At 46.1% G+C, this 16,075-nt stretch carries 10 protein-coding genes; 7 read left to right on the forward strand and 3 right to left on the reverse strand.

Translation table 11 applies throughout. The features are described 5' to 3' along the window. Nucleotides 1–112 precede the first annotated feature (112 nt). The 5 genes from EPL05_RS19935 (at nt 113) to EPL05_RS19955 (ending at nt 5,621) form a co-directional block, all read left to right on the forward strand. Complete coding sequence (locus tag EPL05_RS19935) at nt 113–1,597, forward strand: alpha-amylase (protein WP_128535759.1); 1,485 nt, start codon at nt 113–115, stop codon at nt 1,595–1,597. Nucleotides 1,598–1,761: 164 nt separating this feature from the next. Continuing rightward, nucleotides 1,762–2,418, forward strand: coding sequence for a hypothetical protein (locus tag EPL05_RS19940; RefSeq protein ID WP_128535760.1), 657 nt, complete (start codon nt 1,762–1,764; stop codon nt 2,416–2,418). A gap of 69 nt (nt 2,419–2,487) precedes the next feature. Beyond that, nucleotides 2,488–4,266 carry a glycoside hydrolase family 9 protein gene (locus EPL05_RS19945; RefSeq protein ID WP_128535761.1) on the forward strand — a complete coding sequence of 593 codons (1,779 nt, stop codon included), beginning with the start codon at nt 2,488–2,490 and terminating at the stop codon, nt 4,264–4,266. 100 nt (nt 4,267–4,366) lie between these two features. Continuing rightward, nucleotides 4,367–5,374 carry an NAD-dependent epimerase/dehydratase family protein gene (locus tag EPL05_RS19950; RefSeq protein WP_128535762.1) on the forward strand — a complete coding sequence of 336 codons (1,008 nt, stop codon included), beginning with the start codon at nt 4,367–4,369 and terminating at the stop codon, nt 5,372–5,374. Between the two features lie 61 nt (nt 5,375–5,435). Then, nucleotides 5,436–5,621 (forward strand): hypothetical protein, encoded by a 186-nt coding sequence (locus EPL05_RS19955; RefSeq protein ID WP_128535763.1) that lies wholly within the window; start codon nt 5,436–5,438, stop codon nt 5,619–5,621. A gap of 215 nt (nt 5,622–5,836) precedes the next feature. On the opposite strand, the gene gldB is transcribed toward EPL05_RS19955, so the two are convergent. Beyond that, on the reverse strand, nt 5,837–6,877 hold the full coding sequence (gldB, locus tag EPL05_RS19960) for a gliding motility lipoprotein GldB (RefSeq protein WP_128535764.1): 1,041 nt from the start codon (nt 6,875–6,877) through the stop codon (nt 5,837–5,839). Between the two features lie 66 nt (nt 6,878–6,943). On the opposite strand from gldB, the gene EPL05_RS19965 reads away from it, so the two are divergent. Beyond that, nucleotides 6,944–8,593 carry an NAD+ synthase gene (locus EPL05_RS19965; protein WP_128535765.1) on the forward strand — a complete coding sequence of 550 codons (1,650 nt, stop codon included), beginning with the start codon at nt 6,944–6,946 and terminating at the stop codon, nt 8,591–8,593. A 266-nt stretch (nt 8,594–8,859) separates the two neighbouring features. After that, nucleotides 8,860–9,477, forward strand: a complete 618-nt coding sequence (locus tag EPL05_RS19970; RefSeq protein WP_128535766.1) for a DUF4136 domain-containing protein — start codon at nt 8,860–8,862, stop codon at nt 9,475–9,477. A 77-nt stretch (nt 9,478–9,554) separates the two neighbouring features. Here the strand turns inward: EPL05_RS19970 and EPL05_RS19975 are convergent, their stop codons facing one another. Then, entirely contained in the window at nt 9,555–9,788 is a 234-nt protein-coding gene (locus EPL05_RS19975) for a hypothetical protein (RefSeq protein WP_128535767.1), read from the reverse strand. Between the two features lie 3 nt (nt 9,789–9,791). Beyond that, nucleotides 9,792–15,938 carry a LamG-like jellyroll fold domain-containing protein gene (locus EPL05_RS19980; RefSeq protein WP_128535768.1) on the reverse strand — a complete coding sequence of 2,049 codons (6,147 nt, stop codon included), beginning with the start codon at nt 15,936–15,938 and terminating at the stop codon, nt 9,792–9,794. Nucleotides 15,939–16,075 lie beyond the last annotated feature (137 nt).

Consider the following 16,075-nt stretch of genomic DNA (forward strand, 5'->3'; position numbering starts at 1 on the left):
CATTGTAATCAGAACGCAAAAAAACGTGTGAATTCTTAAATCCTGCAATCGTGTTTAAAACCAAAATGCCTCTACGGAGTTTATATGCTGTTTTAAAACATAAATAGCCCTCATGGAGAATTTTACAATGCTGCAGTTTTTTGAATGGTACTATCCCGGCGATGGCAGCTTATACGAACATTTAAAGAATGATGCCGAAAGGCTGAAAAATATAGGTATAGATGCCGTTTGGCTACCACCCGCCTACAAAGGCGAAGCCGGCGGGTACTCGGTAGGGTACGATGTGTATGATATTTACGACCTGGGCGAGTTTGACCAAAAAGGTACAGTGCGTACAAAATACGGTACAAAACAACAGCTGGTAGATGCCGTGCAAACCGCTAAAAGTAAAGGGTTGGCCGTGTACATGGATATTGTACTGAACCACATGGGCGGTGCTGATGAAAAGGAAACCGTTACCGTGCGTAAGGTAAATCCCGATAACCGCAACGAATTTACCAGCGAACCCTACGAGATAGAAGCCTTTACCAAGTTCACTTTCCCGGGCAGGCATGGCGAACATTCGCAGTTTGTTTGGGATTGGCAATGTTTCAGCGGGATAGACTACGACGCCGGGAATAATGAATCGGCCATTTTTAGCATCCAAAACCAATATGGCGAAGCCTGGGAAGATGTGGTTGGAGATGAGAACGGCAATTTTGATTACCTGATGTTGGATGATATCGATACCCGCAACCCCGCCGTGCGAGACGAGCTAAAACGGTGGGGCAAATGGTTCCACGATACCGTACAGTTTGACGGAATGCGCCTTGATGCCATTAAGCATATCTCCTACGAGTTTTATAACGATTGGCTGGATAACCTGCGCGAACAAACCGGGCAGGAGCTGTTTACCGTTGGCGAATACTGGAGCTACGAGGTAAGCCTGCTGCAGGAATACATTACGGCAACGGAGGGCCGCATGTCGCTTTTTGATGCACCACTGCACGAGAACCTGCACAATGCCTCTGCCTACGGCAAGGATTACGATCTTACGCGGATATTTGAGAATACCCTGGTTGCCGCCAACCCCTCACGCGCGGTTACGCTGGTAGAGAACCACGATACCCAGCCCCTGCAATCATTGGCGCTGCCGGTTGAGCAATGGTTTAAACCATTGGCCTATGCGCTGATATTGCTGCGCGAGCACGGCTACCCCTGTGTATTCTATTCCGACCTGTACGGCTCAAAATATACCGACAAAGGCGACGACGGTAACGACCACGAAGTGGAGCTGCCCGCCCTCGGTGAAATGGAAAGCCTGCTGTATGCCCGAAAGCACATTGCCTACGGCGCACAGCGCGATTATTTTGATAACCCCAACTGCATCGGCTGGACGCGCGAGGGCGACGGCGATCACGAAAACTCGGGCTGCGCAGTGTTACTAACCAATGGCGACGAATGCAGCAAAAGTATGGAAGTTGGCCAGGCACACGCCGGTAAGGTCTTTGTAGATTACCTTAACAAGCACGATGCCGAAGTAACTATCAATGAAGAAGGCTGGGGCGAGTTTTTTGCCCGCGCCGGATCGGTTTCGGTATGGGCGGTAAAAAAATAAGTTTTAGTATTAACCAATAAGTTTGCGGGCCGGAGGTGTAAACCCCGGCCCGCAATTGTTTTCGTTTATTTTGCCCGGCAGATACGTGGGCTGATGGGCAAATAGAAAATAAAATATTACATTAGAGGCAGCATCTGTTATCTCACCCGGGTGTATTTAATCAAATGAAAAGGAAAGCAGTTTGGATATTGCTTATTATACTTGCGGCCACCGGCCTTATTGCTTACGCATGGGTAAGCATACCAACTAACCTGCTTAACTCTTTCGATGTTATTACAAAAAGTTTAGACGCATCGCGGAAAAGGCTCGATAGCAGCATCAATGTATCTTACCAAACGTTCAAAAATAAAGCGCATAATCGCGACGCGGAAAAAGCCTCTAACTTACTATTGAGGGCAAAGCGGGCCACTGCAGCGGTGAATGAGCTTATGGATCATATTGACCTCATCAGGCATGAACTGAGGGAAGTTGTTTTTACAAATTCCGCAGGCAACGATAATCTTAACTATTCGGCTTATTTAATGATCCGTAGGGGAAAGGCCACTGTTTTGAAAAAGGAGATTGATAGCACCGGACAAAGGCTGATAAGCCTGCTGAGTGCTGATGCAAAAAATACTACTATTTCGTTGGAGGCTAAAGACCCAAAACCGTTGAATGGCGAAGCGCCGCAAAGTTGGCAGGTAAGTTATTTTGGAGAGGGAATTCCGTTGCGGGCAGTAATTGCAACCTTAGCGAAGATTGAAGTAGATGCCAGGGACTCTGAGTACAAAGTGATAAAAAAAATCCTGGCCGAAGGCGACCATGAGTTCCTTAGACGGTAACCAACGCAGCGATTAGCGTGCCGAAGACGCAAGGCGTTGCATCTTCGGCTACGATGAAAAATAAAATATATGAAAAAATTCTACCCTTTAATCATCTTATTACTTATTGCAGCTGCAGCCTTCGCAGATCCTGTTATCTACCTCAACCAGGTAGCCTTTGATAGCAACGGCCCCAAGGTAGGCGTGCTGCAGTTTGATAATAAACTAACCAAGGCATTTAGCTTTAACCTGGTGAACGTTGCCAGCGGCCAGGTTGCCTATGCCGGCATGTTAACCACCCCGGAAACCATAGCAGACTGGTTGCCCGGCAAGCTGTTTTTCCAGGCCAATTTTTCGGCATTTAAAACGGCGGGTAAATACAGCTTACGTATTAAATATGAGGGACTTACCTATACTTCCTATCCTTTCGAAATAGGGGAGAACATGGTGGCCAAACGTACACTTTCTGCTATCATTCACTACTATAACAAGCAGCGCGCCAACACCCCCGGCGAACTTGCTGCCGATGCTAAAATGCAACTTTTTGGCAGCAATCAAAAGGTAGATCTGCGCGGTGGCTGGTGCGATGCCTCGGGCGATGTAAGCAAATATTTTTCGCATCTGGCGTATGCCAACTATTTTTCGCCGCAGCAAACGCCCCTGGTAACCTGGAGCATGGTGAGCGCATCAGAAGCCATCCCGCAATTGTTAACCAAATGGAATTTAAAGGATTCGCTTGATAATGAGGCGCTTTACGGTGCCGACTACATGATGCGCGCCTTAAGTAAAGACGATTATTTTTATATGATCGTGTTCAGCTATTTTAATAAGGACCCTAACGCCCGCCGCGTGGTGGGCCTGCTGGCCAACAGCGTTACCACCAACCAATACCAATGTGCTTTCCGCGAGGGTGGGGGAATGGCCATAGCCGCACTCGCCCGCATCTCGCAATGGAAAAAGAACGGCGAATTTACCTCCGCCCAATATTTAGATGGTGCCAAACGCGCTTTTGCGCATCTGCTCATCAACAACACCAAATACGATGACGATGGTAAAGAAAACATCATCGACGACTACTGCGCGCTGATGGCCGCTACCGAACTTTGGATAGCTACCGGCGAAGATCAATACCGTGATGAGGCCCGCAAACGCGCTAAGAACCTGAACGGAAGAATGACTACCGCCGGGTATTTTATCTCCAACGATGCAGATCGCCCATATTTCCATGCATCGGATGCGGGTTTGCCGGTGGTAGCCCTATCAAGGTATCTGGATAAAGAAAAGGACGAAGCTTATCGTGCGGCTGCCTTAAAAACCATTAGGCAGGCATTGGATTATAACGTGGCGGTTACCAATAAAATAAGCAACCCTTTTGGGTATGCCCGCCAAAGCTTTTTGTTTAAAGGGAAGGTTAAAGATGGCTTTTTTATCCCGCACGAAAATGAGACCGGGTGGTGGTGGCAGGGCGAGAATGCACGCCTTGGCTCGTTGGCAACAGCTGCGGTTGTGGGAGGCAGGGTAGCCTATCCGGCCGAGGGGAATTGGGGAATAAAAGCAACACTTGCGAATTATGCGGAACGACAGATGTCGTGGATAATGGGTTGCAACCCTTATAGCATGAGTTTTATTTACGGTTTCGGAAAAAATAATGTGCCTTATATGGCGTCAAATTATGGACACGGAAGCGAGCGAGGGGGCATTTCTAACGGTGTTACCGGCAAAGATGGTTGTCCCGACGGTTCGGGAATAGATTTTAAGAGGGAAGCAAAAGGCAACGAGTGGCGCTGGACAGAGCAGTGGATACCCCATGCGGCCTGGTTTTTGCAAGCAGTTGCCGCAATGGCACAACCTGCCGGCGTAAGCAATTAATAAATTTTAAAGAGCCGGTTAGTATTTTTTTAGGATATTTGAGAGATGGCAGGATGCTGGTGCCAAATAAGTTGAAACTAAACCATACTATTTAAGTAATATGATCACATCATTGGTGACCGGCGGTGCCGGTTTTATAGGCTCACACGTAGCCAGGCATTGCCTTAACCTCGGGCATAAAGTAATTGTTTTAGACGACCTGAGCGGCGGTTTTGAAGACCATGTACCGGCGGGCGTTGAGTTTATAGTTGGTTCTATCAACGATTATGAATTATTGGAGAAATTGTTTGAGGAGCATAAGTTTGATTATGTGTACCACCTGGCTGCTTATGCGGCCGAAGGCCTCTCGCACTTTATCCGCAGGTTCAATTACAATAACAACCTGATAGGCTCGGTTAACCTCATTAACCTTTCTATTTTGCATAAAGTGAAATGTTTTGTGTTCGCCTCATCTATAGCTGTTTATGGCGCAGGGCAACTGCCTATGCGCGAAGCCCTGGTACCACAACCCGAAGACCCCTACGGCGTTGCCAAATACGCTGTGGAGATGGATCTGAAGGCAGCTCACCACATGTTCGGCTTAAACTATGTGGTGTTTCGCCCGCATAATGTTTACGGCGAGAACCAAAACATCGGCGATAAATACCGTAACGTTATCGGCATTTTTATGAACCAAATTATGCAGGAAAAGCCAATGACCATTTTTGGTGATGGTGAGCAAACCCGCGCGTTTAGCTATATTGATGATGTTGCCCCGCATATTGCCAACAGCCCTAACGTGCCTGCCGCGTACAACGAGGTATTTAACGTAGGTGCCGATAAACCTTACACCGTGAACGAACTGGTGCAGGTAGTTGCCAATGAGCTTGGGGTGGAGCCAAAAGTAACCCACCTGGAAGCGCGTAAGGAGGTTATGCACGCACACAGCGACCACTCAAAAGCAGCCGGTGTTTTTGGCGAAAGCGCCAACGTAAGCTTAAAGGATGGTATCAGCAAAATGGCTGCCTGGGCCAGGGTAGTAGGCTCGCGCGCAAGTGCCGAGTTCGAGAATATTGAGATTGAGGAAAACCTGCCGCAGGGCTGGAACAAAAAAGCGGTAAAAGCTTAAAAAGGTTATCGTTTTTCGGTAAACATTTATATTTTTGTGGCGAATAAAAAACAACAGGATTATGCAATCAATGGAAAATGCCAATAAAGAAGGCCACTATAAATTTTTAATTCTTACCATCATTATAGGTTTAGTAGGCTGCTATTTGCGTTTTGCAGAGTTTCCGCATGCTACTTTAGTATCAAACCTCATTTTGTTGTTTGCTTCAATCATCGCGTTAAGAGCGGTTTTCAAAATTTTAGACTAAGTTTTACTCGTAGATATTTATGAAAGCGTTGCCGTTCGGCGACGCTTTTTTTTTGCTCCGCTGCGTCACTTCTATCGAGCGATAGCGAGGAGAAATCTTGAACGCCGTGCTTGTACGATCTGCATTTTTATGCAGGGCGTATAAGATCTCTCCTTACGCCCCACTCTGCCCCGCCAGTTTATTGGAGATGGCGTGGTGGATAATAGATATTGCTATTACGGATTCTTCGGCCTGTACTTGGCCTCGTTCAAAATCTTTTGGGCGTCTTTATCTGCCATTAGTTGCTGCAGGGTAACATCCGGGTGTTTGTCCATGTAAGCGCGTACAATTTGCCAGCCGGTCCATACGGCAAGTTTTGGGGCCGATTCGTTATCCTGGCCAAGCCCGGGCGTAAAGGGCGCCTCATTCAAATACTTTTGTATTTTTTGGTAATCACTTTCGTAAAGCATGTTCTCTTCTAAAAAGTAGCTCCATATATCGCCTTTATAATCTTCGCACCATTTGGTTTGTTTGGTGCTGTAACCAATTTTAGTAGAATCGGGTACATCGGGTAATATCTGGTCCATATAGTACATGATCTTGCCGTTGTACACCATTTTAGCGAGTAGTGACTTATCGCGTTCATACTCCGGGAACATATCCTCACGTGCCATACCTTCTACCACCCGTGGGGTAATATTATCGGGTGTAAACCTTCGGCTTACATAACGCGGAAAAGCGTTTACAAGCGAGGGGTAAAATTTAGAATCGGCACCCAGAAACAGGTCCAATCCAATACCGAAGTAGCCGTCACCAATTGAGGTTTGCGCCTCGAAGCCCGAGAAATAAGCGTAAAGTTTGGGCAGGTTCTTTTTTGGGTAATAGTATTTAATGTGTTTAAAAGCATCGGTTAGTTCTTCGGTTTGCTTATCCAGGTTAGGGTAGGCGGCGTCCACATCATGTTTTAGGTCGGCGTAGGCTTTATCAGCAAAAATTGCACGCAGCCTGGTAAAATAAGCGGTATCGCGGGCGCTCCCGGCTTTCATCACACGTTCAATAAAATCGGTATAAAAAACGCCGTATTTTTTATACAGCACACCCGCCTGCTCGTCCATTGGCTTTACGCGCAACGAGTCGAAATCCCGGTCAAAACGTTCAATTTTTACATCAACAGGTATATTGCTAACGTCAATTTTTTTATGTTTGTTACAGGCGCTAAATATTAGGGTGATAAAGCTTAAATAAATAAGCCTCGTTTTTAGAGAATAGAAATCCATTTCTGTCGTTTTAGCAAAAATAATTTTTTTATTTGCATTACAGCGTAAGCAATACTACCATACACCATGAAGATCGCATTAGCCCAGCTTAATTATCACGTAGGCAACTTCGAATCCAACACCAATAAGATCATCCAGCACATCCGCGAAGCCAAACAAAACGGTGCCGATCTGGTGGTATTTGCCGAACTGTGCGTTTGTGGTTACCCAGCACGCGATTTTTTAGAGTTTAACGAGTTTATTACCCTTTGTGATGAGGCCGCCAAAACTATTGCGACCGAATGCCACGATATAGCCTGCATTATAGGGCTGCCTACACCAAATAACAACCCCGAAGGTAAGGACCTTAATAATTCGGCCTATTTTATTGAGAACGGAACGGTGAAGGCAGTAGTAAACAAGGCGCTGCTGCCTAATTACGATATTTTTGACGAGTACCGCTATTTTGAACCGTCTACCCAGTTTAGCTGTATTGATTTTAAAGGGAAACGCATAGCACTTACTATTTGCGAGGACCTATGGAACACTATAGAAAACCCGCTGTACATTACCCGCCCCATGGATACCCTGATCAAGCAAAAGCCCGATGTGATGATCAACATCGCGGCATCGCCGTTTGCGTATAACCATGATGAGGAACGAATTGAGATATTGAAGGATAATGCCATCCGTTACAACCTGCCGCTTTTTTATGTGAACCACGTTGGCGCGCAAACCGAACTGATATTTGATGGGGGCTCGCTGATATTTGATAACACCGGCGTTTTGCTGGATGAGTTGCCGTATTTTAAAGAGGCCCTTACTTATTATACGCTGAATGATGACGCCAGCGTTAGCTTTGAGCACGCGTCTACCATTAAGGCGGCCCACCAGAGCGACATAGAGCAAATCCACGAGGGGTTGATATTAGGGATAAAGGATTATTTTTATAAATCGGGCTTTAAGCAGGCCATATTGGGCTTATCCGGCGGGATTGATTCTGCGGTGGTTTGTGCTTTGGCGGCTGAAGCTTTAGGCCCCGAAAATGTGATGGCAGTGCTGCTCCCCTCGCGTTTCTCCAGCGACCATTCTATAAAGGATGCTGAGGACCTGGTGAAAAACCTGGGCTGCAAAAGCGAAACCGTGGCGATAGCCAAAATTACCGAATCGTTTGAGAGCGCCCTGTCGCCGCAGTTTAAAAACCTGCCTTTTAATATTGCCGAGGAGAACCTTCAATCGCGTAGCAGGGCGGTGGTGCTGATGGCCATGTGTAATAAGTTTGGGTACATCTTGCTCAATACCTCCAACAAAAGCGAAGCCGCGGTTGGCTACGGAACCTTGTATGGTGATATGTGCGGCGGCATCTCGGTAATTGGCGACGTTTTTAAAACGCAGGTTTTTGAACTGGCCCGCGAGATCAATAAAGACCGGGAGATCATCCCCGAAAATACTATTGTAAAACCACCGTCGGCAGAGTTACGGCCCGATCAAAAGGACACCGACTCCCTCCCCGAATATGATATTTTGGATGCGATATTGTATGAATATATCCTCAACAGGCGTTCTTCTGCCGAAATTATAAAATTGGGTTTTGAAGAAGCCGTGGTGCGAAAAGTTCTTAGGCTGGTTAATATATCCGAGCATAAACGCTACCAAACCCCGCCAATATTGCGGGTATCGCCAAAGGCATTTGGTATGGGCCGGAGGATGCCTATAGTTGGGAAGTATTTGTCCTAAGCCGACATTCCACAACCCCGAGCCAGCTCAAAAAGTTTACAAAAGTTAACACAATTTCCGATGTTAACTTTATAAAAAGCTATCAATCAATAAGTTGTATTTTAACAGGGTTGACATAGATATGCACGCTTTTATAGTTTAGTGTACACCCATTAGTTGATAACCGTAACATAAGCAGGCAGTCATGTATGTCAAAAAAAAGTTTTCACTCCGTTAAACCTTTGCTTATACCCTTGTCTAAGACTTATAAATAAAAAGGTGTTGCTATGAAAAAATATATTTATTTAATGCTGGCGGTAACGTTTGTTTCGGTACTGTCGGCCTGCAGCAGTTACAACTACTATACAGCCGCGGCAAACAAAACAAACTTAAGCAGTTACCGCACCTTTGCCTGGGCACCCATGAAAAGGGATTCGGGCAAGCAATGGCGCCCCCTTACCGAAATTGGCAACGGCAAGCTACAGGAATCTGCTAAAAACGCCTTGCTGCAAAAGGGCTTAACCTTAAACGAGCAAAACCCCGACTTGCTGGTTGGCTATGCCACCGTTACCGGGCGGGGCTCTAAAATTACTTACTATTATTCGCCTATGTATGGCGGCTATTATGGCGGCTTTGGGTACGGCTGGTACCGCCCGTTTGGCTATGGCTACTACGGCTACGGCTTCCCTAATTACGGCGGTTCTTACGCCGCACGGGTGCCTTATAAAGAAGGAACGATTATTATCGACCTGATAGACCCAAAAACAAATACGCTGGTATGGCGCGGTTACGGTGTTGGCGAACTGCACGACCCAAAAACCACCCTGCGCGAAATACCTAAGGTAGTGGAAGGTATTGTTAAACAGCTTAACCTTAACCCACCGGTTAAATTAATAAAGTCATAAAGTTTATAAGAAATACAAAAGGCCCTTTCTGGTTATCAGAAAGGGCCCTTTGCTTTTTATATTATTTGCTTTTTTGCTTAAGCAGAAAGGCTTTTTTGTTTTTTGTGGAGGATATATACGGTGTAAACCAGTCCAATAGCTACAAGGATAAATACCCAGGTATCAAGCGGGACAGGGCAACCGTTGGGGTCATATCCGGGATCATCCGGGTTGCCGGGGTTTGGTACTTCATCGCATTGTGCAAGTACTATATTACTATACATAACCAATGCTAAAACAGACACCACAATGCAACTAAACCTTCTCCACATATCTTAAAGTTTTATAAATTTACCGGTAAGCGTAGGTGTTTTAGTGCTTAGATCAACTATTTCTATCGTATAACTACCTATTGGCAATGACGAAATGTCCTGCTGACCGGTTGAAGTTGTAAAGATACTTGTTTTCATCAATATGCCCATAGAATTATAGATCCTTAGCCTTACCTGCGATTTAATAGGTTTTGCAAGGCTAAATTGTATAACGTTTGTGGCCGGGTTGGGGAAAACGCTAAAGGTGCCGTTACCGTTGGTTGTGATGATCACCACCTGCGAATAACTGATGTTATCATTAATGTCTGTTTGTTTTAAGCGATAGTAAACCGGTTTGCTATCGGTAACCGAGAACAGATCTTTATAAGTATAAGTGCCGGCCGATGTGGACTGCATGTTCCGCACAGCCTCAAAGGTAGCATTATCGTAACTTTTCTGCAGTTCGAAGCCGGTATAGTCGAATTCGTTTTGGGTATCCCACCGTAACAAAACATCATTGCCGGTTTTTTCGCCGGTGAACGCCACAAGTTTGTAGGGAGGTAATGTTTTTTTCCTGATAATCACCTCAAATCGTTCGTTACCAAAAGTAGCGGTATTGCTTTTATTCAGGTTAAAGCTGTAGGTGTCGTTTGCGCGCAGGTCAAGCGAATCCTTTTTAAAGTGGTCCATCAGGTAAACATCATAGGCCGCCGGTATGCCAATCAACCCTGTTCTTTTCAAAGTATAAATGCCGGTGGTGGCATCATCTACGCTTAAAAATACGGATGTGCGTTGTTTGGCCATCGGTTGTGAAGCAATAGCAACTAATTTTTTATCGCTAGTTAACGCGCCGAAAAATACAGTTTGGCCGCTTCCGTTAAGGTCGTCCGCGTCTTCCATATCATAGTAGGTGTCTTTATAGCTATCCAGGTAACGCAGGTAAGTAATGTCGTAATTAGAAGAGTCCTGTATCATCTTCATGGTGATCATCGGCTCCTTAATTTCAACAGGTACACCCATTAACAAACTCGCTCCTGTTGGTTGCGTTGCCGTTTTTAAAGTTTCAGCAAAACTAATGTAGCTTGTGGCTGCGTTGGCTTTTACATAAAAGCCCTGCCCGCTGGCTATGTTGATAGCGCCGGGTTGCGTGAAAATAGCAGTCGCGCCGGGGGTGTAAGTGTAAATAAAGCCTGTAGTACCGGTTTGTGGTGTGCTACTCATGCTAATGGTGGACGGATATGGATTGCCAACCAGGTTAAAGTTTTTTACGCCTGTAGTTGCTGTGTATGACAACGTGTATCTGAATGCCTGCTGATTAAGCGTACCGGTTTGTAGCCCCACCACGTTAGCCTCCGGTGCTGTATAAACACCGCCCGATTTTATTACCTTACCCACCGTGTTTGTTGTATTATTACCCCTGAAGTAGAAATAAAAACCCGAACCTACCGGCCTTGTTGGCACAGTATTTAATGACGTAGGCCAGGTGAACAGGGCGTTTGATGGTGTGTAAAATAATATAGTTGAGCCATTAGCAGTATAACCCGATGGTTGATCGAACCCGGCCCCGCTACCTCCCACACCGGTAATTAATAAATTGGTTTTTAAACTCGAAAAGTTAAATGTTGCGGTTGTTGCGGTAGTGCCATTTGCTGCAAGCGGGCTAATAGTATTGTTATTTACAGGCGAACTGAGCATACGCCAGCCACGGTTGCTTATTGAGCCGCCGGTAAACCAGCGTTCTACCGTAACGTTACCGGTTATGGCATATGTTGACGGAATTGCCGGTACATTAGCCGTTAATGTTCCAGAGCTTTTTAATGAAAGCGTAGTTGTACCTGCAATGGTGAGGTTACCTTTAGTGATCACCAATTGGTTGTAAACATCAATAGGGCCGCCGCTAACGGTTATTGTACCACCTGCCGTGTTATTCACAGTCATAGTACCGATGCTCGCCGTATTTGAAGTAGCAGCGGCAGTGTATGTTTGGGTGGCGGCAGAGCCATTAAATATTAAGGTAGATGTATTGGTAGTACCTGCGGTGTTAATGGTGCCGCTATTGTAAACGTTACAACCTACCGTAAGGGTATTTCCATTTAGATCTAAGCTTGAACCTGCTGCTACAGTTACACCATAAAATGTTGCAGCGGCAGCTAAGGACGGCTTATTGGTTACGTTATTGACAATTATACTGGCCGAGCCATCTGTAGGTATTGCAATTGTCGCTACCGGATTGTTAGATGCGGGTGTTTTCCAGTTGCCCGGAGCGGTTGTTGATGTATTAGTGGCCCCCGTCCAGGTATAAACAATAGAACCACCTATAGCCTTTGCATTAGCAGCGTTGGTTGTAAAGTCGGCATTAGTGGCGGTTGTGGTAAGATAATTATTTTGGTTAAAGTATTCGGCTTTTATCCAATCCGCAGATTTGACTACGTTAGATACCCTGATCTCATCCAAAGTTCCCTTAAAAAAGTTACCTGTTCCAAAGTCAGACCCTACAATTATTGGCCCGCCGGTTCCGGCTGTCGCGCCCGTAGTGCCAGATCGGTCTGCAACTCCGTCAAAATAAGTAATGAAATTTGTGCCGGTGTATACACCCTGTACATAGTGCCAGGCACCTGTGGTAACAATGGTACCACCGGCTTCGCCCCGGTTTAAAGTTGATGCACCGGAGTAGGCACGCGTTTCAATCTCGGCCTTTACAGTTGTAGCGCTGCCGCCATAATAGCCTAATTTGTAACCGCCATTTGCAGAGTTGCTTTGGTTAGTGACAATCTTTCGATCGCTGCTACTAAAATCGGTAACAAAGGCCCATCCCGATAGCGTAAAGTTACCCGTAATATCTGCCGAAGAGGCCGATACAATTTTTGTGCTTGTGCCATCAAATAAATAGGCTGAAGATACTTTACCCGCAGTTGTACTGGTAGCATTGGTGGCCGTGGAAGACCGTTGATAAGTAGTACCATCTAACACAGTACCGCTGCCTTCGTTAAAGTGATATACCGCAAGGTAATCGCTGCTCCAGGTACCATACGCAAAGCTTGCGTCGTGTGCCGGAGCCGCCGAGCCAAAGTAAAAGGTAAGCGACGTTGCCGCCGTGGTAACAGTTGGTACCTGAACCCAGGCTGTTAAAGTGCCGGTAGTGGCGTCAAAGCTTTCTACCTGGTAAAACAACTCATTCGTGCCCCCATTTGTTGTGAAGGCAAAATCGTACCCGTTAACGGCAGATAAACCTGTTGGAAACTGAACGTTGTTAGCGCAGTTAACTGCCGATTTTAGTGCATCTTCTTTTATATAAACCAGCATCGGGAAATTAGATAAGGTGCCGGTATTACCCAGCGCGCTTACCGTAATACCCTGGCTAAAGGCATAATTGCCAGATGCAACCGTTTTGGTAACTGCTATAGTTTGTGTAACAGATACGCTGCAACCGTTAGCATTTGTTGCGGTAACAATTACTTTTTTAACCCCGGCAGTGGCCCAGTTTACAGAAATGGTATTACCGGTGCCGGTTGCAGGCGTACCACCATCGGTTGTCCACGAATATGTTTCGCCGGCCACAGCGGTTGTACTAAAAGCAGCCGATGCACCTGTGGCAACTGTAGCAGGGCTGGTAATTACCGGTGCGGGCAAAGCGTATAAAGTTGGTGTGTAAGTTGCTGTTGATGTACAGCTCCCCGGGCCGTTAGTTACTGTAAGTGTGTATGTACCCGCTACTGCTAACGGGAAGGTGGTGCTGTTGGCGGTGCCGGTTAACGTGGTTCCATTTGGGTCTTTCCAGGAATAGGTTGCGCCTGTTATGGTTGGGCTATAAATGGTTATTGGGCTGCCAACGCAAACAGGGCCATAGGCGCCAATCTGATTAACGTTGTTAGAAGCGGCTACAGCGGCCGCTGTCATCTCCGTACTAAAAACAGATACATCATCAATTTTACCAGTGAAATAATTGCTTGTGGGTGCGTTTGGCCAGCCGTTAACATAAGGTCCTCCTATTAGCCAGTAACCATTGTGAGGTTCTGCGGCTATAAAGCTGGCATTAAAGGCCTGTAGCGTATTGTCTACATATAACCTGGTACCGTTTGCTGCAGATAACGTAGCAACTACGTGGTGCCAGTTGCCATCATTATACGTACCAGCTGTAACGATGGTGTTGGTAGCGCCGCTATATACCCCGAAATACAGCTTACCTGCATTATCCATATATATTTTCCTATCGTGCTGGGCCTGCCCGTTAGTCTGCGAAGAAAAGCCCACAATGAGGCCGCCGGTTGTGGTGGTGGTATTAAACCACGCACTTATGGTAAAGGTTTGCGGGTTTACCACAGATTTTGACGTGTATATGTACTGGCTGCTGGTTCCCGTGAAATTGTATGCTGCAGAAGGTGCACCAAACCTGCCGGTGGTGGCAGCTGGCGGGCTTGCCGACAGTACCCCATCGTTCAGGTTGCCTGAAATATCATTAATATTGCCATCAAACGAATATGAAAAATAAGCGTTACTGGTGGGCGATGATACTATAGGGTTAATAGTTACTACACTGCCGGTGCTGCGAGAGCTTGTTACGCCCCCCGCTGTATAATCTACATAATAGGTACCGCTGGTAATTGGCGCGAAGGTTGTACCGGTTGCCAAAGCAGTACCACCTGTAGCAACGCCATACCAATTATAAACACCACCGGTAGGCTGACCACCTGCCGCGGTAAGCGTTACCGAGCCGGCACCGCAGCCCGAGCCGGCACCAGTTACTGTTGGTACGGGCGTATTAACGGTAACTGATTGCGATGCAGTAGCCGTGGTACAGCCTGCAGCACTGGTAACCGTAAGCGTTATGTTTTTTGTGCCCGCAGTTGACCATTGTACTGAGAACGGCCCCTGGCCTGACCCTGTTGATGGGGTGCCTCCGTTAAAATTCCAGGCGTAGGTTAAAGAGGCAGAATAGGTACTGGTTAATGTAACCGTAGAATTTGCGTTGATTACAACCGGCGTTGTGGCTGTAAAGGCGGCAGTTGGCAGTGTATTGATAGTGGCCGTTACAGCTGTGCGAGAAGTGCTTTCTACCCCACTCACTGCATAAGAAACGTAATAAGTGGTTGTCGCCGAGATAGAAGGTGTAGAAAAAGTGGTTGAAGTACTGCTGGAAATTGCCGTACCACCTGTAGCGGCAGAATACAAATAAAAGGTGCCTCCCGTTGGTGTACCTGATGCACTTACAGAAACCGGTCCGGTGCCACAATTGGATCCGTCTGTAGTGGATGGTGCAGGCGGGTAAACGTTAACGATAATTGCCGCTGTTGTACCTAAGAGTGTTCCTGCCGAAGTGGCGTTATACGCCTTGGCAACAATACTGTAAGAGCCGCCAGTAGTAGCGGTTGCGTTAACAGAAAATGGCGAAACGGTGGAGCGGGTACCTAATTGAACACCATTTGCAAAGTAGTCTACCCCTAAAGTTCCTGACGGAGGATTAGTTACCGATATGGTAAAGTTATTGCCAATATTATAGTAGGTGTTTGTTGCCGGTGAATTAATAAAGAAGGGAATCGCTGCCGTCGTCAAGTTATCTACGCGTATACCGTCTGCGGCAAAACCGGTAATGCCAATCTCATCGATATTATAAAAATCGCTATTGGCAGATAGATCAACTGGTTTTTTTGTAGACGTTGATAATCCTGTTACCAGTACTGCCGAACCAACAGCTACCCCGTTCTTATAAGCCTGTAACGATACAGATGTTGTCGCTGCGGATATAGCCAGTAAATCTAAAGATGTGAATCTAAATTCCCCCCCGGCAACAGGTTTTGATGTCAAACCTTGCGTTGTTGCCGCGCCGGTTCTGGCACTGCGGATAAAAGCAGCAGTGACAGTAATCGCATTATTACTTCTGTCGAAACTAAGAGTGGCATCCGTTCCCGAAAAATTAACATAAGATACTTGGGGATAAAAACTTGTAGTAGCACCGGTACATTGTGTTATGAATTCATATCCAAAGCCACCATCTGCGGTCAAAACACTCGTTGGCACAAAATCAGCAAAATTTGAAGAAGAATTTGTTTGGGTGCCGGTTTGGAATTGAAATGTTGCTACTCCCGCAGCCGGCGTTTGGCCGTAGGCAATACGGCCTATAATTGTGGCAATAAAAATACTTAAGAGAAACGACCTAAATAATAGTTTTTTCAAAGCTTTGAGATATTATTTTAATATACACACAAATTTAATCAAAAACGGTGCAAATCAATATATTATATATAACAAAATTACATATATACTGTATACGCAGCCCATGTGCTTTTAGTTTGTTAACTATTACGAAAAGG

This window comes from Mucilaginibacter gilvus (assembly GCF_004054195.1).
Taxonomy (GTDB): domain Bacteria; phylum Bacteroidota; class Bacteroidia; order Sphingobacteriales; family Sphingobacteriaceae; genus Mucilaginibacter; species Mucilaginibacter gilvus.

What these genes read in the sequence shown, in the direction of transcription:
- EPL05_RS19935 (WP_128535759.1), top strand. Translation starts at nt 113, where the DNA reads ATGGAGAATTTTACAATGCTGCAGTTTTTTGAATGGTACTATCCCGGC.
- EPL05_RS19940 (WP_128535760.1), top strand. Translation starts at nt 1,762, where the DNA reads ATGAAAAGGAAAGCAGTTTGGATATTGCTTATTATACTTGCGGCCACC.
- EPL05_RS19945 (WP_128535761.1), top strand. Translation starts at nt 2,488, where the DNA reads ATGAAAAAATTCTACCCTTTAATCATCTTATTACTTATTGCAGCTGCA.
- EPL05_RS19950 (WP_128535762.1), top strand. Translation starts at nt 4,367, where the DNA reads ATGATCACATCATTGGTGACCGGCGGTGCCGGTTTTATAGGCTCACAC.
- EPL05_RS19955 (WP_128535763.1), top strand. Translation starts at nt 5,436, where the DNA reads ATGCAATCAATGGAAAATGCCAATAAAGAAGGCCACTATAAATTTTTA.
- gldB (WP_128535764.1), bottom strand. Translation starts at nt 6,877, where the DNA reads ATGGATTTCTATTCTCTAAAAACGAGGCTTATTTATTTAAGCTTTATC.
- EPL05_RS19965 (WP_128535765.1), top strand. Translation starts at nt 6,944, where the DNA reads ATGAAGATCGCATTAGCCCAGCTTAATTATCACGTAGGCAACTTCGAA.
- EPL05_RS19970 (WP_128535766.1), top strand. Translation starts at nt 8,860, where the DNA reads ATGAAAAAATATATTTATTTAATGCTGGCGGTAACGTTTGTTTCGGTA.
- EPL05_RS19975 (WP_128535767.1), bottom strand. Translation starts at nt 9,788, where the DNA reads ATGTGGAGAAGGTTTAGTTGCATTGTGGTGTCTGTTTTAGCATTGGTT.